The sequence below is a fragment of the Erwinia sorbitola genome (assembly GCF_009738185.1).
Lineage (GTDB): Bacteria > Pseudomonadota > Gammaproteobacteria > Enterobacterales > Enterobacteriaceae > Erwinia > Erwinia sorbitola.
This window is the reverse complement of sequence record NZ_CP046509.1, coordinates 1832794-1851314: the sequence shown is the minus strand read 5'-3', so window position 1 is coordinate 1851314 and position 18521 is coordinate 1832794. Positions and strand designations below refer to the sequence as shown.

The following is an 18521-nucleotide window of genomic DNA, read 5'->3' as shown; positions in this document are numbered from 1 at the left end:
CGGCGCTGTATATCCCCACGGGCGCTGACTGTCGCTGCGGGCACTGACTGTCGCCACCGGCATTGAAAACAGTCCCCTCACTTGTAGGGGTCAGGCATGCCTGACCCGCATCAGCATCACAGCGCGATATCGCTCTCTTCGTGCTCATCAAGCCAACCCTGGCGCAGCTCCGGCACCGCCCTTTTCAGCCGCTCATAATAAAGCTCGGTCGATGGTTTATCGTAATCGGCACGCGCCACCTGGGTGACCATACGGCCATTTTTTACCACGATAATTTCATCGCAGACCGAACGTACGGCGTGCAGATCATGACTGATAAACAGCACCGACAGCCCCAGCTCGCGGCGCAGTTCGGTAATCAAATCCAGTACTGCCGCCGCTACCACGGTATCCAGCGCCGAGGTGACCTCATCACAAAGAATCAGATCCGGTTCTGCCGCCAGCGCACGCGCCAGGTTAACGCGCTGTTTCTGTCCGCCAGAGAGCGACCAGGGTTTACGCCACAGTACGCTACGCGGCAGGCGAACCAGGTCAAGCAGTTGCAGCATACGTCTTTCCAGAGCCGCACCCCGCAGCCCATGGAACAGCTTCAGCGGACGTTTAAGAATAGTTTCAATGCTGTGCGCCGGATTCAGCGCCGTATCTGCCATCTGGAATACATACTGGATGCGGCGCAGCTCATTCTCCGGGCGCTGGTGCATATCGCCGGCGATATAGTGACCGTTAAACAGAATATGACCGCCGCTCGGCTTATTTATACCGGCGATGGCGTGAGCCAGAGTGGTTTTACCCGAACCGGACTCACCGATAATGCCGATCGCCTGGCCACGATAGAGCTTGAAATTAATCTCTTCGAGGATCTTAATTTTTGGCTGACCGCTACTGTCCAGCGGGCCATATCCGGCGGACAGGTCGCGCACCTGCAACAGCGGCTGCACGCTCTCTTCCTGCTCCTGCCACGGGCTTGGGCGCGTCTTCTGCTTTGCCGCTTCCAGCAGCAGATGACTGTATTCCGCCTGAGGTGCACGCAGCAGCTGCTCAGTGGTACCGTACTCGGCAATCGCCCCCTTCAGCAGCACCAGAATTTTATCAGCCATTTGTGCCACCACCGCAAGATCATGGCTGACGTAGATAGCGGTGGTGCCACGCTGGCGTACCACGCGGCGGAAGGCTTTAAGTACTTCCACCTGAGTGGTCACATCGAGCGCCGTGGTCGGTTCGTCGAGGATCACCACTTCCGGATCGCTAATCAGCGCCATCGCCGTCATCAGCCGCTGAAGCTGGCCGCCAGAGACCTGATGCGGATAACGGTCGCCGATTGTTTCCGGGTTCGGCAACGCCAGTTCGCGGAATAGCTCAATGGCTTTAGTTTCAGCGTCGGCGCGGCTCATTACTCCGTGAATGACGACGGGCTCCACCACCTGATCCATGATTTTCATTGCAGGGTTAAAGGAAGCGGCGGCACTCTGGGCAATATAGGCCACTTTATTACCGCGGAACTGGCACAGCTGCGAGGCGGTCAGTGATGTAACGTTGGTACCCGCTACATGCACCGTGCCTCCGGCGATTTTACAGCCATGGCGGGCATAGCCCATCAGCGCCAGCGCAATGGTGGTTTTGCCTGAGCCGGACTCGCCAATCAGGGCCAGCACCTCCCCTTTTTGCACGGTAAAGTGGATATCGGACACCAGGGAGATCTCGCGGCCATCATCGGCATGCGCGGTAACACGCAGATTGTCGACAGAGACCATCGGCGTTGAGGCATGTGGCGTAATATTCATGCAACCCCCTTAGCAACCACAGTTAAGGAACGCATCGACTGCAAACTGTCGATAAACAGATTGGCACCGATGGTCAGGCTGGCAATCGCCACCGCAGGCATCAGCACCGCAGGCGAACCATCGAACAGCCCCTGTAAGTTTTCACGTACCAGCGTTCCCCAGTCGGCATAGGGCGGCTGTACCCCCAGACCCAGGAAGCTCAGGCCACTGAGCAGCAGCACGATGTAGACAAAACGCAGGCCGAAATCAGTCAGCATCGGGTGCAGCATATTCGGCAGAATATCGTGAATGGCCACGTAGAGACGGCTCTCACCTCGCAGACGCGAGGCCTGCACATAGTCCATTGAACGCAGGCTGGAAGCCATGGCATAGGCGATGCGATAAGCCCCTGGCCAGTAGGTAAATACGGCAGTGATAATCAGCATCGGCAGCGATGAGCCAAATACCGCGACGATCATCAGCGCAAGGATTTTACCCGGCAGTACCAGCATTGCATCGTTAATGCGCCCCAGCACCTCCTCCAGCCAGCGTCCGGCCACCGCCGCCAGCAACGCCAGCAGGGTACCGACCAGGCTGGCCAGCAGCGCCGCACTCAGCGCCAGCCCGATGGAGTAACGGGCCCCAAACAGGATACGGCTGAAAATGTCCCGTCCCAGATAGTCAGTCCCGAACCAGAACTCGCGACTGAAGTCACCGAACAGCGGGCCACCGCCAATATCCTCCAGATTGTGTGGTGCCAGCGCAGTGCCAAACACTGCCATAAAAATCCAGAACAGGGTAATCAGCAGGCCAATGCGGCCGCTGACGGTGAGAGATTGAAAGAAGCGCCACGGCAGCGTCAATGTGTTCATCAGCCCCTCCACTTAGGATTGAACGCGATAGTCAGAATGTCAGCCGCCAGTAACAGCACCAGATAGCAGACGGCGAAGAACATCACGCAGAGCTGCACCACCGGCAGATCGCGGTTGCTGACCGCATCCACCATCTGGCTGGCAAGGCCCGGATAGCTGAAGATACTTTCGATAATTATCACCCCACCAAACAGGTAAGAGAGGCTGAGTGAGATGGCATTGGCAATCGGCCCCACAGCGTTAGGCAGCGCATGGCGCAGCATGGCACGCAGCGGCGATACGCCTTTCAGTAAGGTCATCTCCAGATACGGACTATCCATCTGGTTGACGATGGCCGCGCGGGTCATCCTCGCCATCTGCGCTACCACCACACAGCAGAGCGTCATGACCGGCAGTGCAAAGGTACGCAGGAAGCCGAGAAAATCCTGATGGGTGGAACCGAGCGACATCGCAGGCACCCAGTGCAGTTTCACCGCAAAGATAATCACCGCCACGGTGGCAACCAGAAATTCCGGTACGGCTACAACCGCCATGGTACTGACTACCAGCGCCCGGTCGAGAAACGAACCGCGTTTCATTGCAGCAGTGATACCAATAAACAGCGCCAGCGGCACCGACACCAGGGTGGTGGTAACGGCGAGCTGGAACGTGGCAGGGATACGCTGCGCCACCAGCTGTGTCACCGGTAGGTTACTGGCGAATGAGGTGCCAAAGTCACCCTGAAACATCCCGGCCAGCCAGCTGAAATAACGCATTATCAGCGGCTGATCCAGACCGAGCTGCTGGCGCAGTGCCGCAACCGTTTCAGGCGTTGCAGACTGGCCGAGGATCATCTGCGCCGCATCGCCCGGCAGCATGCTGGTAATAAAAAACACCAGCGCCGAGACAATCAGAAGCGTAAGTAAACCCGACCCTATACGCCGGAATATCAGTGTGAAAATGTACCTGTTCATCGCCATTCTCCTCGTACACAGTTAAAGATTTACGACGTCAGCCAGGCATATTCATGGAAGCGATAGCCCATCATCATGCCTGACGGCATCGCCTCAACCCCTTTCACTTTATTGCTACAGCCATCCATCGAGCTGATAAAGGCCGGGATTAGCGTGCCGCAGTTGTCGTACACCAGCTTCTGCATATCGCCATACATCTGTTTGCGCTTGCCCTGGTCGCTTTCTCCGCGTGCAGCGGTGACCAGCTGGTCAAACTGCGCATTTTTCCACCCCGATTCGTTCCACGGCGCAGAGGAGAAGTAAAATTGTGAGAAGAGCATATCCAGCGTCGGACGCGGGTTAACGGAACCGTAGCCAATCGGATCTTTCATCCAGTGCGCTGACCAGTAGCCGTCATACGGCACGCGGCGCACCGCCACATTCAGACCGGCGGAGCGGGCAATCTGCTGCAACAGCTGGCCGCCTTCCACTGCCCCTTCGATATTCGGGGTAGTAATAATTTCCACTTTCGCACCAACCATATTGGCTTTCTTCAGGTGGAATTTAGCTTTATCAAGATCCAGCGGGCGCTGCGGCAGATCTTTGTTAAACATCGGGTGCCACGGCGGAACCGGGGTGTCGTTACCAATGTCACCAAAACCTTGCAGCACGGTTTTTACAATCATTTCACGCGGTTGCAGATACTTCATCGCCAGCACGAAGTCAGGATTGCTGCCTGGCGTGCGGTCGGTACGGATAATCAGATCGCTGTACATCCCGGACTTACTCTCAAGGATGTTGAACTGGCCGTTCTGACGCAGGCGTTTCACATCATTTGCCGACAGGGTGGAAACCATATGCAGATCGCCGGACATCAGGGCGTTGACGCGGGCAGCCGGGTCGGTCACCCCCATCAGTTCCACTTCGTCGAGATGAGGCAGGCCCGGCTTGTAGTAATTTTTGTTTTTGCTGCCAACGGTGCGGACACCCGGCTGGAATGAGGTCAGTACAAACGGCCCGGTACCGATAGCTTTACTGAAGTCTTTGGTGCCGTCCTGCACAATCAGGAATGAACTGGTCGCCAGAATCGACGGCAGGTCAAAGTTCGGCTGCTCCAGAGTAATCTGCACTTCAGACGGGCTGGTCGCCTTGATCTCTTTCATCTGGCTGGCGAGGGTAATTACCGTTGAGGCCACCGCCGGATCTTTATGGCGGCTGAGGGAGTAAACCACATCGTCAGCGGTCAGCGCTTTACCATCATGGAAGGTGATACCCGTGCGCAGCTTCACCTGCCAGTTCAGGCCGTCAGTGCTGCTAATCGATTCTGCCAGCGCTGGCTGCGCCTTCAGATCTTTATCCAACTCGGTCAGCCCGCTGTAGAACATAAACTGGCGGCAGTAGTCACCGCTGTTACTCCCTTTGGCGGGGTCAAGGGTATCGCTGGCGGAGGCATTAGCGACAGCCGCTCGCAGTTTGCCGCCTTTTACCGGGGTTTCAGCGGCAAAGCTGAACTCCGGGAAGCCAATCAGACCGGTGCTCATCACCACACCTGCGGACAGCAGCTTAATCATGCCGCGCCGTGAGATAGCAACATCCGTAATCGCCTGGGTCAAATTCGGGTTAACACGGCTAAATTCTTTGCGAAATTTACTCATTTGCACACCCTCGAAATCGTTATTAGTGACGAATACCCTGGTGGGATATGTTGTTAATTCAGGAAAACTTATCTTTGGCTTTGTAATACAGGCCCGCCACCGGCAGGAACCACGGCTTGCCGAAGTAGCCGGGAACCGCTGGCCAGCTGTTGCGCTGCCAAGGGTTGTCGTTATTTTTTTCTGCTATCAGGTCGGCCATGACCCTGCCCATCCATACGGACATCTGGGTGCCGTGCCCGCTGTAACCCAGCGAATAGAACACCCCATCCTGTTCACCCGCATGAGGCAGACGATCGGCGGTCATATCCACCAGTCCACCCCAGCAGTAATCGATGGCAACATTTCCCAGCGCAGGAAACATCGCCTGCATCCCGGCTTTTAACACCTCGCCACTTTTGGCATCTGACGTCGGGCTGCTGATAGCGAAGCGAGCACGGCCACCAAACACCAGGCGACGATCGGCGGTGGTACGCATGTAGTTGCCCAGGTTGAGCGAGGTGACATAAGTACGATCGCCCGGCAGTAACCGATGTAACAGGCTCTCTTCAAGGGGCGCAGTGACCACCACAAAACTGCCCACCGGAATAATGCGGCGCTGGAACCAGTCAAACGGGCCGACGTTCGAGCAGCCGGTCGCCATCAGCACTTTTTCCGCCACAATATCGCCCTTCGCAGTACTGACACGATGACGGTAGCCGTTAAGGCGCGTCAGTCCGGTCACCTTGCTGTGCGGATAAATCGCTGCCCCGGCGCGGGCCGCTGCCTCTGCCAGGCCGACGCCAAATTTACCCATATGCATCTGCCCGCCATGACGCTGTAACAGCGCACCGTGGAACTGCGGGGAGTCGATTTCGCGTTTCACTTCGTCGGCACTCAGGATCTCAACATCCGGGTCAACGTGGCGTTTCATCATTTCGCACGCCGCCACCAGCGATGGCAGATGCGAAGCTTTACTTGCCAGCTTCAGCTTGCCGCAGCGGCGAAAATCACAGTCGATCTCTTCTGCTGCCACCACGCTTTGCACATAGTCCACTGCATCGGCAAAGGCCCGGTAATAGCGAGTGGCTTGCTCCACTCCCAGGCTCTCCACCATTGCTGCAAAGTTCTGCGCCACACCGGTATTGCAGTGTCCGCCATTGCGGCCGGAGGCCTGGCTCATTACCTCACCGGCTTCCAGCACCACCACTTTCACGCCGCTGCGGGCGAGGTTGAGTGCCGCTGAGATACCGGTAAAGCCGCCGCCAATCACCACCACATCGGCAGTGGCTGGCAGGTCGCCCGTTGCTGCACCAGTAAACGCGGGTGCTGTTGCCTGCCAGAATGATTCCAGTTTCATTGCCCTGCTCCTCTTAGGCTTACAGCCCAACCACGCCCGGAAGACCACCGATATCTTTGATTTCAGTGTATTCATAGGCCGGGTTACCCGGGCCGTGGCCGCGATTGACGAACACTTTGTTTTTGATGCCGAGGTCATAAGCAGTCATCAGGTCATAACGCAGGCTGCTGGAGACGTGCAGAATCTCTTCCGGCCCGCAGTTAAGCTTGTTCAGCATGTACTCAAAACCTTTCATCTGCGGCTTATAGGCACCCACCTCTTCCGCGGTAATGGTCATATGAATCGGCGCGCCGAGGCGTGGAATATGGTTTTTGATCAGCTCATCGGTGGAGTTGGTCAGCAGCACCAGCGGGAACTCTTTCGCCACAACCGCCAGCCCGGCAGGAACATCCGGATGAGGCCCCCAGGTAGCGCAGGCGGTCATCACTTCTGCGCAATCCCGATCCGTACACTCCACGCCCCATTTGTTACAGGTGCGATAGAGCGCATTCGCCACCACCTGCGGGTAGAGCTTGAAGGCGCCCAGCACTTCATCCATGCGGTAATTTGAGAAATCAGTGGTAAACGCCACCATTTTTTCCGGGCTGATGCGATCGGCGAAGATGGCGGCGGCGGCACCGGCCATATCGAAGTTGATCAGCGTGCCGTAGCAATCGAAGGTGATGTATTTCGGTTTAAACACAGCCATTACGCTACCTCTACAGAGTTCGGTTGAAGGATGAAAACAGGTGTCAGAAGTCGATCAGCACGCTTTTATAGCGCTGGCAGGCCTCGAAGGCCTGACGCCCGAGGTCTTTACCGATGCCGGAGCCGTGGAAGCCACCGGTAGGAATAATAAAGTCACCGGAGCGGCCATAACGGTTGATCCACACCGTTCCGGCAGCAATACCGCGCATCGCACGCAGGGCACGGTCGATATTTTTGGTATGTACCCCGGCGCACAGGCCGTAGGTTGGATGGGAGGCGAGCGCCAGACCTTGCGCTTCGTCGTCAAAGATCTGCACGGTGAGTACCGGGCCGAAGATCTCTTCCTGTACCGCCGGGTTATCGCTGCCGTTTACGGCAAGCAGCGTTGGCTGCCAGAAATAACCTTCGCCGGTATCAGCAAAGCGCTCGCCGCCAACCAGTACCTCAGCACCCTGCTGACGTGCGCTGCTGACCACCGACGCCACTTTTTCAGCCTGACGGCGGTCAATCATCGGCGCATAGCGGCTGCTATCGTGCCAGGTGACGCCAGCGCGGAAACCCCGGCAAAGCTCTATCAGTTTGCTTATCAGCGCATCGTGAACGCCGCGTTGCACAATCAGACGGGTGCCCGCCACGCAGGCCTGACCACCGTTGGCGGTAAAACCCCGCAGAATACGCCCGGCTACTTCATCGATATCCCCGCAGTCATCAAATACCAGCTGCGGACTTTTACCGCCCAGCTCCAGCGTGACCGGCTTCATGCCGTTAAATGCGGCATCGCTCATAATGCGCGCTCCGGTCGCGGTAGATCCGGTGAAGGAGACTTTGCGCACCAGCGGATGGGCAACCAGCGAACTGCCGGTCACCGCCCCGCCGCCCTGTACGATATTCAGCACGCCCGCAGGCAGGCCCGCCTGAATCGCCAGTTCGGCCATACGCACGGTAGAGAATGGAGTGAGTTCGGAAGGCTTCAGCACCACGGCATTTCCTGCCGCCAGCGCCGGGCCACATTTCCACGAAGCCATCGACAGCGGGAAGTTCCACGGGGTAATCGCGCCGATTACACCGTACGGTTCCGGCACCAGCATGCCGAGGCTGGCGTCACGGGTGGGTAGCACGTCGCCGCTGTATTTATCTGCGCACTCGGCATAGAAACGGATAGCTTCAGCGGTAAAGGGAATTTCGTGATTTACCACATCATAAATAGGCCGGGTTGAACCAAGTGATTCCAACTGCGCCAGCAGCGGATCAGCGGCAATCAGATCCGCCCAGCGTTTCAGTACGGCACCGCGCTGGCGTGGCGGGCAGGACGACCATCCGCTGTCACGTACCGCCCGGTCAGCATTGGTGACTGCGTCATCCACCAGCGCCGCATCTGCTTCAAACAGCTCCGCTGCTCGCAGACCGTCGGAAGGACGATTAACGGTCAATGCTGTGCCTTTACCGGTCAGATGTTGACCATTAATGAAGTGTCCTGACGGTAACGTTATTTTATCGGGATCGAAACTGTGCATGAACAGACCCTTATTTTGACCAGAACTTTTTGGTCTTAGATATTTCATTTGTATTAAGCAATGCAGAAAGTATGCCACCCGTGCAAAAAAATAATAATGCGTAAAAGCGAGTGCAAAAAAATTTTCTGCCGTAATGAACGATGTTTTATTACAGATAAGCCGAGTAATTAAATAGATGATTTTCATCACAAAAAAGATGCACCAGCGCGGTGAATCCGGTACTAAACTTGCACCAAATAAGAGCGGTGTATTTGTCAGTTTTCCGTTAAGTGTCGGTATTGCTGATAAAAAAAGGCCCGCACCTTTATGGGTAGCGGGCCTTTTTTAACGATTAACCTTAATCCTTACCCTAAATAATTCGGGCTACAGGCTGCCGAAATGGAAGGCTTTCGATTCCAGATATTCGTCAATTCCGTAGCGCGAACCCTCGCGCCCGACACCTGATAATTTAATCCCGCCAAACGGTGCCACTTCCAGCGACACCGATCCGGTATTAAAGCCAACCATACCAAATTCCAGCGCTTCTCCTACTCGCCAGGCACGACGAATATCTTCGGTGAAGAAATAAGCACCCAGGCCGAAAGGCGTGTCATTCGCCATCGCAATCGCTTCTTCTTCGGTGTCAAAGATAAACAGTGGAGCCACGGGACCAAAGGTTTCCTCGTGGGCGATACGCATGGCGCTGGTCACATCGCCAAGCACCGTCGGCATTACAAAGGTGCCGTTTCCATTGCTGATACCGCCTGCCAGCAGCTCTGCCCCGTGACTCAGGGCATCTTCAATATGGCTGTTAACCTTGCTGACCGCCGCCTGATTGATCAGTGGCCCGATGGTGCTGCCCTCGGTAAAGCCGTCTGCCACTTTCAGTTTGGCTACCTCTGCCAGCAGGCGTTCGGCAAAGCGCGGGTAGATATTACGCTGCACCAGGATACGATTGGCGCAGACGCAGGTCTGTCCGGCATTGCGGAATTTACTCATCATCACGCCGCTGATGGCAATATCCAGATCCGCATCATCAAAGACAATCAGCGGGGCATTTCCCCCCAGCTCCAGGCTGAGACGTTTAATGCTGTCGGCGCTCTGCTGCATCAGCAGCTGACCGATGCGCGTTGATCCGGTAAAGGAGATCTTACGTACCGTGCGGCTGGCGGTGAGTGTTTCGCCAATCTCTTTTGGCAGCCCGGTGACAATCTGCAATACGCCTGCGGGAATTCCTGCACGCTGGGCCAGTTCCACCAGGGCGAGCGCAGAGAGCGGTGTCAGCTCTGAGGGTTTAACAATGATCGGACAGCCTGCGGCCAGCGCCGGGGCCACTTTGCGGGTGATCATCGCAATCGGGAAGTTCCACGGCGTAATCGCCGCCGCCACGCCAACGGGCTGTTTCAGCACAAGAATACGGCGGTCGTCGCTTGGTGCCGGAATGGTATCACCGTAAATTCGGCGCGCTTCTTCGGCGAACCACTTAACAAAACCGGCACCGTACAGCACTTCCCCTTTGGCTTCTGCCAGGGGTTTCCCCTGTTCGGCGGTCATGATAATCGCCAGGTCGTCAGCGTTGTCGAGGATCAGCTGATGCCATTTCTCCAGCAGCAGCGCGCGCTGCGCATTCGGTGTTTTTGCCCAGCTTTTGCGTGCCGAATCGGCAAAGGCAATTGCCTGCCCGGTTTCCTCAGCACCCAGTGAGGGAATGGTACAGAGCACATCGCCAGTGGAAGGGTTAATCACCGGCAGGGTTTCGCCATTGATAGCATCCTGCCACTGTCCGTTAAAAAAAGCCTGCTGGCGCAGCAGAGTGGCATCCTGTAAACGTTGTGCGAGCATAGCGTCTCCTTAATGAGTTCATTTCACTTTAGCGGAGGAGGCGCAGGCAATGCTGCGTTATCGCCGCGGACGATGCGCGGCGGCGCGTGTTTTACTGCGGGAAACGAAATTTTATGCCGTTGGGGTTGTCAGGCCTGGCTTGCGCGTCATCGTAGAGGACGATGATTTTTCTGTTCGACCCGGACTGGTAGTCAGACCTCCAGACATTTTCAGTGGCTGAGACAGGGTATCAGGACTAAGGCCGGCAATCCCCCTTCTGCTTAATCATCAACACGCCTGATTTCAGCATTCTCGCCACGCTGAATATATTCACTATCATCCGTAGTGTATCTGGTGTCGACTTGATTAAAGTGCGATATCCATAACAGCCATTTTTTTTCGATACAATTGGCGCCAGGCTTCAGACTGTCAAAACAGCGTAAATCGTTGTCGCTGGCCCTGTGCTGCAGAAACTGAAACCCATCACCGGCTTCACCAATCAATACCGACCACGGGTATTTACTGCCAATAAAAGGCACGTCATATTTTTCTATCAATAGCTCTTTATTATCCAGCCACCATGCAATTCTCCCTTTATTGGTCACAGGGAAATGCTCTACAAACAGGTAAATCCGACTTCCTTCCCGTACAAAACTGATTATTTTTACGGGCATCAGTAAAATATACAACCAATAAATAAAACCAAAAAAAATCAACACGAATAAAATTATTTTTTTAAACAGTCTTTTCCTGTTATTTTTATTTGAACTGATCATATCGACTTCCCTTTAGTGAGATACTGGCATTCATTTCTGTGATAAATGGCTTGTATGAATATTTTTCATAATGTTGCAGTAAAAACCAGATACGAAAAATTCTAAACTGCCTGTAAACCGGATTCAAAACGTCTTTGGAATCCAGCCCAAAATGATCCTGGGCCCGATAGTGGATTGTAGCGGAGTAGTTATCACCTTCGATGACAAGAGATTTTAACGTAATATGGGTTGCCCACACATCATGAACGCTGATCGTAAGTGAGTTTATTCTATCCACCCATTTATTGAATTTCGGAATCACTGAGTCCAGAATATTTATTGAAATCTTAGACTTGTTTTTACTGTCGTAACGCCCAAGATCCCAGTTAATAAAATCAGAAAATGATTTCTTTATTTTTAGGAGAGAACTCTCTCTCGATGAGTCGTTCACTATCTGATTTTTATATGCGCTATCTAATAAGTGACTTCTAAACACCTTCCCATTACCTGTTTGCATATGGGTAATTAACTTCTCGATCAGATCGCGATAAGGGCCAACAAATGAAAATACCCTTGATAGCTCACGAAACTCATCAAATAAAATATCCGCGCTTTCTTTCACAGAAAGCGGTTGTGATGGCCGGTGATTAAAAAGATTATAACGCGATGCCGTTATCCTCTCCCCCGTGTAAGGGTTTACCCTTGCGGAAACATCCCTCAGTTTGAAATCATTTTTCAGACGAAATTCTGACAAATCCCCATAGCGCATATCTTCGGCACTGTATTCATCCATGCGGTTAATCGTCTCAAACAGACGGCAGGGAAGAGAAATGGCAGGCTGCTTAAACAGCGAGTTGGGATCAAACGATTGTTCTGACACAGCGCAACTCCTTTTTGCTTTACCCCTCCATCCTGTAGGGGAATAAATAAGCGCATAATATAGCCTGCTTCTCCCCTGAATTCTCATTCTGCACAATAAATCAGATTTTATGCTAAATGGGTTCTCACTGCCGCTGGCGATCCCGCATACCGTTGCCGTGCAAAAACAACATTGCCCCCAGCACTATCATCCCTGCCAGCAGAAACGTTATCCGCAGGCCGTGCGACGATGCCTGTATTGGAGAAAAATCGCCATACTTCACCGTTGCGCCATATACCGCCGCCATCAGCGCTGCCCCCACGATAAATCCCAGATTACGGCCCAGATTCATTAACCCGGATACCAGCCCGCGCCGTGCCGGATCCGCTCCTTTCAGCAGCGCCGTATTATTCGCTGCCTGGAATAGCGCATAACCCATCGTCAGCAGTATCAGCCCGGCGATATAACCCGCCACCTCAGCCCGTTGTGGCAATATAGCCAGCAGCAGACAGCCGCCCGCTACCGCCGCCAGGCCACCCGCAGTGGTAAATTGCGCCCCATAACGATCGACCAGACGTCCGGCTGGAACACCGCTCAGTGCTGCCACCAGTGGGCCGACCGCCATCACCAGCCCGATTTGCCGTGGTGAGAGCTGTAACCCGTGGCTCAGATAAAATGGCCCGACAATAAATGTCGTCATCATCACCGTCGTCACCGCCATGCTCATTAATAACCCCCGCATCAGCACCCGCTGGCGTAACAGCGCCAACAGTGAGCCGCCTGGCGTTACCGTGCCTGCTACCGCTGTATGGGGCAGATAATGCTGCACCAGCCCCCACGCCAGCAGTCCCAGCGGCAGGTTAACCAGAAACAGCGCCTGCCAGCCAAATGCAGCGATCAGCACTCCACCCAGCGCAGGCCCCAGCGCGGTACCAATAGCCGATACTGTTCCCAGCAGCCCCATGGCACGTCCGGTGCGATCAGGGGGCAGTACCTGAATCGCCAGCGCCAGGGTATTTGCCATCATCATCGCGCCGCCGAGGCCTTGGAGAATACGTGCGGCAATCAGCCAGCCAATCTGCGTTGCCAGCCCACAGCCCAGCGAAGCAATACTAAATAACAGCACGCCCCAGGCCAGCAGCCGTTGGCGGCCAAAGCGATCCCCCAGCCAGCCCATTACCAGTACAGAAGCGGTGACTGCCAGCAGATACGCCAGTACCACCCACTGCATCTGCGGGAAAGAGGCATGAAACGCCGCAGTCAGTGTCGGCAGGCCAACATTGGCAATACTGCTGCCCATGGATGAGATCAACATACTGAAGGCCAGCGCATAGAGCGGGCCGGAGGAGGTGCGGATAGGAGAGAGAGTCATGGCATAAGCTCACAGGTGAAAGTTCCCGAAGTTTATGCCGTTAGTGAATAAGGCGGAAGGCGCATGGATTTCACTATATAGCTGCACCAGACGCCATGTTACTCTCAGATCTGGAAGTCGATGACCGGTTCTTCTTCATTGAGCGACAGCGCCTGGCGCTTGATCTCTTCCAGCGACAGATTCGCATTGCAGAGTTCGAGGAACTGCCAGACAAAATTACGCTGAAGCTGGCCGCGTTTCAGCCCCAGCCAGACGGTATTCGATTCGAAGAGGTGACGTGCTTCCAGGCGAGTGAGCGGTGAATGTTCATCCAGCTGGCAGGCCTGATCGGCCAGCACACCGACCCCCAGCCCCAGCTCAACGTAGGTTTTCACCACGTCAGAATCCTGTGCGCTAAGGACAATATCCGGCTTCAGGCTGGCGGCATGGAATGCGCGGTCAACCCTTGAACGCCCGGTAATACCCTGACGATAGGTGATCAGCGGATAACGGCTTAATGCTGCCAGCGTCACCGGCTGCTGCTGTTCCAGTTCGTGCCCCTTCGGCACCAGCAGCGCATGATGCCAGCTGAACCAGGGAAATGCCGCCAGCGCCGGGTTATTAACCACCTGCTCACTGGCAATGCCGATATCCGCTTCGCCCGCCACCAGCATTGAGACAATCTCCTGCGGCGATCCCTGATTCAGCTCCAGACGAACGTTTGGATAGAGCGCACGGAAGGCTTTGATCACTTTTGGCAGACTGTAGCGCGCCTGAGTATGGGTAGTGGCAATGGTCAGCACACCGCTGGATTCATTGGTAAAAACATCGGCCAGGCGACGTACTTTGCCTGCCTCATCGAGAATACGCTCGGCAATGGTCAGCAGCGCTTTACCCGGCTCGGTCATGCCTAACAGGCGTTTACCCCGGCGGATAAAAATTTCGACCCCAAGTTCATCTTCCAAATCCCGTATATGGCGGCTGACTCCAGACTGGGAGGTAAACAGCGCATTCGCCACTTCGGTAAGATTAAACTCGCAGCGTGCTGCTTCCTTAATGATTTTAAGTTGCTGAAAATTCACGTGCGCTCCTCCCTCTGTTATCTGTTGGTTTCCTTCATGTTAAGGATGCACATTGATAGCAACAAATAATAAAAAGAGGTTTTATATGCTTTTTAGCGATAAGGCAGGAAGTGAGGCGCGCCATCGCGCGCCCGGCACAGAGTGAATTAACTGACCAGCATCAGTTCGCGATCTTCGTTCACTGAGTTATTCAGCAGCGACAGCAGGATGTTTTTCACCGCCAGTGCGGAAGGTGACATTGGTTGTGTGGCAGAGATATTCAGCGACAGCGGCAGATTGAGGGTCGGGCTGGTAATACGCGCCATCCAGGCGTTGGTTGAGCTGACCAGCGCGCGGGCGGCGGACTCCGGCAGCACCGTGGCCCCCATTCCACTGGAAACTGCGGCTGTCAGGGTGGCAATTGACTCAATTTCACCGATGATGCGCGCACTCAGGCGGCGCAGGGAAAAAGCTTCATCCACGCGTTTACGCACTGCGCTGTAATCACGCGGCAGGAACAGGTTCATCTCAGCAACGGCTGTCAGGTCAATCGTCTGACCAGGACAGGTGCTGGCACCCACCAGATACAGCTCTTCTTTCATCAGCGGAATACTGGTAATCCCGGCTACGGGTGAGCGGTCATACAGCACCGCCATATCCAGCTGACCGTTCATCACTTTTTCATTAAGAGATGCGCCGCTGTTTTCGTGCAGGTATACCAGCACATCCGGGAACTGTTCACGTACGGTTTGCAGCAATGGCATGGTCAGTGAGGAGGCAGCAGTTCCCGGCGCAAGACCGATGGAAACCTGCCCCGCCAGCGCCTGTCCGGCATTGATCACTGCCGTCTGCGCCTGTTCGCATTGACGTAAAATAGTACGCGCATGGGAATAGAGAATTTTACCCGCTTCGGTCGGCGTCACGCCGCGCTTGGTACGGATCAGCAGCTGCTGGTCGAGTTCGTTTTCCAGCGTAGCCACCTGCTGACTAAGCGCAGGCTGTGCAATATGCAGGACTTCAGCCGCCTGTGTCAGGCTGCCGATGTCGACGATTTTCACGAAATATTTCAGTCGTCTTAAGTTCATAATGCCTCCGTCACGTATCCCAATTACCAGCAGCGCTGATAACTTATAATAAGTTTTCATTCTGACCGGGTAATAATTGCAAGGGTCGTGCCAGATTTTTCCTAATGGTGGCAGGGGATCGGCGATGCAGGCTAACAGACGGTAAAATAAGAGAATCTGATTACCCGCTGCAGATTTATCGCAAATGTGGAGAAGAGGCAGGTCGGATCTGTTATGACGATTGCACACTGATGGTGCGTTTAATGCGTTGAGGATGTGCAGCAGTCAGGGCCAGGAGTGCCTGGCCCCTTGTGACAATTAGCGTTTACTACGGTTACGGTACATATCGATGGAAACCGCCGCGACAATAATCATCCCTTTGATAATGTCCTGCACGTAGGCATCAACACCAACAAAGGTAAAGCCGCTTTTGATCAGACCGAGGATCACCGCACCAATCAGCGTACCAGTAATGCGCCCCACGCCGCCCATCAGGCTGGATCCGCCGATGACCGCAGCAGCAATCGCATCCAGTTCGTAACCCAGGCCCATACTCGACTGACCGCTGCTGACACGCGCTGCCAGCACCACACCCGCCAGGCCAGAGAGACCGCCCGCGATGGTATAGACAATAATCAGATACTTATTGACGTTGATACCGGAGACTTTCGCCGACACCATATTGCCGCCAATGGCGTAAACATATTTACCGTAGCGGGTATGTTTCAAAGCGATATGGAAGATCACCGCTACCACCAGGAAGATAATCACCGGCATCGCACCCTGACCAATCGCAGTAAAGCCGTCGGACAGGAAGCTGATTGGGTTACCCTGAGTGTAATACTGTGCCAGACCGCGCGCCGATACCATCATCCCCAGCGTGGCAATAAATGGTGGAATACCGGTTTTGGTGATCAGTACGCCGTTGACGATACCGCAGAGCAATCCGACCCCGATCCCGGCACCAATGGGCAGCACTGCGGGCATATCCACCAGCGATGGAAACATCGGCGACAGGCTTTCTGAGGTCTGCGCCAGGCTGGCGGCAACCACCGCCGTCAGTGCAATCACCGAGCCGGACGACAGGTCAATCCCCGTAGTGATAATGACCTGAGTCACCCCCACGGCGATAATACCGATAATCGCAACCTGAAGAACAATCAGCACCAGACGGTTCGGGTTCATCAGGAATGACTGATCGCGCACATACCAGCCGAAGGCTTCAAAAATCAGCGCAATACCGACCATTACCACAAAAATACCGGTATCTTTTGGCAGTTTGCCTTTCAGACTACTGAAGAACGAAGGTGTTTCCGCAGACGGTTGCGTTGTCATTTTCACATCACTCATGTTTGTTTACCTCACGCCCTTATTCGGACGCCAACGACAAAATGGTTTCCTGGTCGGCTTCTTCTTTATTGAGGATGCCGGTAATACGTCCACCGTGCATCACCATCACGCGGTCGCTCATGCCAATAATTTCCGGCAGTTCAGAGGACACCATGATGATGGCAACGCCACGGCTTGCCAGTTCGCTGATCAGGCGATAGATTTCCGCCTTTGCGCCGACGTCAATACCACGGGTAGGTTCGTCAAGAATAAGAATCTTCGGCTGTGCCAGCAGCCAGCGGGCAATTAATACTTTCTGCTGGTTACCGCCGCTGAGGTTGTTGATAATCTGATCCATTGTTGGCGTCTTGATATTCAGACGCTTAATCTGCTCCAGACAGTCCCTCGCCATATTGGCATGGTTGACGAACCCGGCGTTGGCGCTGTAGTCCGTCATTTTAACGATGCTCATGTTCTCCATGACTGACAGCACCAGGAACAGGCCTGATTTTTTGCGGTCTTCAGTCAGGAATGCCAGGCCTTTATCAATCGCACTGGCAGGAGAATCAATGGTGGTTGGCACGCCATCGATCAGGATCTCTCCGCTATCAATGGAAGTCATACCAAACAGACTTTCCATCACTTCACTGCGTCCGGCACCCACCAGACCAGCCACACCAAGGATCTCCCCGCGACGTACGCTAAAGCTGACGTCATGAAACACTCCTTTGCGCGTCAGGCTGCGTACCGTAAGCACATCCTGGCCAATATTACTTTCTGTTTTCGGGAACAGCTGGGTCAGTTCACGCCCCACCATCTGAGTAATCAGTGACTGACGCGTATAGCTTGCTGTGTCGCTGCTTGCCACCCAGGTACCGTCACGAAACACGCTGACTTCATCGGTAATGGCGAAGATTTCATCCATCTTATGGCTGATATAGATGATGGCTTTGCCCTGCTCGCGCAGGTCGCGGATGATGGTGAACAGGTGCGCCACTTCGGTTTCCGTCAGTGCCGAGGTGGGTTCGTCCATAATCACGATATCTGAGTTCCAGGAAACCGCTTTGGCGATTTCCACCATCTGCTGGGAAGCGATACTGAGATCGCCCACCATCTGTTCGGGACGCAGACGAATGTTCAGTTTAACCAGCAGATCTTTGGTTAAACGGTTGAGCTTACCGTGGTCTACAAAGCCGAATTTCATCGGCTCACGACCCAACCAGATATTTTCGGCGACCGTCATATGCGGTACCAGATTAAGCTCCTGGTGAATCATGGAAATTCCCGAACGCAGCGCATCCAGCGTATCGGCAAATTGCACAGGCTCCCCTTTAATGCGTATCTGTCCCTCATCGGGACGATAAATCCCGATGAGGCACTTCATTAAAGTAGATTTACCCGCACCGTTCTCACCCATCAGAGCATGCACCGTTCCCGGCTTGATGCGAAAAGAGACGTTGCTTAACGCCTTAACGCCCGGGAAAAACTTGCTGATGCCTTCGGCTTCAAGCGCATATGCGGTCATTTACTACCTCCGTACTACGAG

15 protein-coding genes are annotated in these 18521 nt (G+C 54.5%); all 15 read right to left on the bottom strand.

Features of this window, described 5'->3' with window-relative positions:
* Window positions 1-116: 116 nt before the first annotated feature.
* Window positions 117-1781, bottom strand: a complete 1665-nt coding sequence (locus GN242_RS08275) for an ABC transporter ATP-binding protein (RefSeq protein ID WP_154751526.1) — start codon at window positions 1779-1781, stop codon at window positions 117-119.
* Entirely contained in the window at window positions 1778-2632 is an 855-nt protein-coding gene (locus GN242_RS08270; protein WP_154751527.1) for an ABC transporter permease, read from the bottom strand. The genes GN242_RS08275 and GN242_RS08270 overlap by 4 nt, the downstream gene beginning before the upstream one ends.
* The gene (locus GN242_RS08265) at window positions 2632-3585 is read right to left on the bottom strand and encodes an ABC transporter permease (protein ID WP_133843264.1); all 954 of its coding nucleotides are present in this window, start codon (window positions 3583-3585) and stop codon (window positions 2632-2634) included. Before GN242_RS08265 ends, GN242_RS08270 begins: the two co-directional genes overlap by 1 nt.
* A gap of 29 nt (window positions 3586-3614) precedes the next feature.
* Window positions 3615-5219, bottom strand: coding sequence for an ABC transporter substrate-binding protein (locus GN242_RS08260; protein ID WP_156287268.1), 1605 nt, complete (start codon window positions 5217-5219; stop codon window positions 3615-3617).
* 58 nt (window positions 5220-5277) lie between these two features.
* Window positions 5278-6555, bottom strand: coding sequence for an NAD(P)/FAD-dependent oxidoreductase (locus GN242_RS08255; RefSeq protein WP_156287267.1), 1278 nt, complete (start codon window positions 6553-6555; stop codon window positions 5278-5280).
* Between the two features lie 19 nt (window positions 6556-6574).
* Window positions 6575-7243, bottom strand: a complete 669-nt coding sequence (locus GN242_RS08250) for a haloacid dehalogenase type II (RefSeq protein ID WP_154751530.1) — start codon at window positions 7241-7243, stop codon at window positions 6575-6577.
* Between the two features lie 43 nt (window positions 7244-7286).
* Entirely contained in the window at window positions 7287-8756 is a 1470-nt protein-coding gene (locus tag GN242_RS08245; protein ID WP_154751531.1) for an aldehyde dehydrogenase family protein, read from the bottom strand.
* 363 nt (window positions 8757-9119) lie between these two features.
* A complete protein-coding gene (locus GN242_RS08240) occupies window positions 9120-10577 on the bottom strand; it encodes an NAD-dependent succinate-semialdehyde dehydrogenase (protein WP_154751532.1) in 1458 nt (485 codons plus the stop codon).
* Between the two features lie 260 nt (window positions 10578-10837).
* The gene (locus GN242_RS08235) at window positions 10838-11332 is read right to left on the bottom strand and encodes a DUF943 family protein (protein ID WP_156287266.1); all 495 of its coding nucleotides are present in this window, start codon (window positions 11330-11332) and stop codon (window positions 10838-10840) included.
* Complete coding sequence (locus GN242_RS08230) at window positions 11316-12191, bottom strand: DUF3289 family protein (protein WP_231617146.1); 876 nt, start codon at window positions 12189-12191, stop codon at window positions 11316-11318. Before GN242_RS08230 ends, GN242_RS08235 begins: the two co-directional genes overlap by 17 nt.
* Window positions 12192-12315: 124 nt before the next feature.
* Window positions 12316-13542 carry an MFS transporter gene (locus tag GN242_RS08225; RefSeq protein WP_231617145.1) on the bottom strand — a complete coding sequence of 409 codons (1227 nt, stop codon included), beginning with the start codon at window positions 13540-13542 and terminating at the stop codon, window positions 12316-12318.
* A 104-nt stretch (window positions 13543-13646) separates the two neighbouring features.
* A complete protein-coding gene (cbl, locus tag GN242_RS08220; RefSeq protein ID WP_156287264.1) occupies window positions 13647-14603 on the bottom strand; it encodes an HTH-type transcriptional regulator Cbl in 957 nt (318 codons plus the stop codon).
* Window positions 14604-14749: 146 nt separating this feature from the next.
* Entirely contained in the window at window positions 14750-15667 is a 918-nt protein-coding gene (gene nac, locus GN242_RS08215) for a nitrogen assimilation transcriptional regulator NAC (protein WP_154751536.1), read from the bottom strand.
* A gap of 297 nt (window positions 15668-15964) precedes the next feature.
* Window positions 15965-16996: an ABC transporter permease gene (locus GN242_RS08210; protein WP_154751537.1), complete on the bottom strand. Its 1032-nt coding sequence runs from the start codon at window positions 16994-16996 to the stop codon at window positions 15965-15967.
* A 19-nt stretch (window positions 16997-17015) separates the two neighbouring features.
* Window positions 17016-18500: a sugar ABC transporter ATP-binding protein gene (locus tag GN242_RS08205; protein ID WP_154751538.1), complete on the bottom strand. Its 1485-nt coding sequence runs from the start codon at window positions 18498-18500 to the stop codon at window positions 17016-17018.
* Window positions 18501-18521 lie beyond the last annotated feature (21 nt).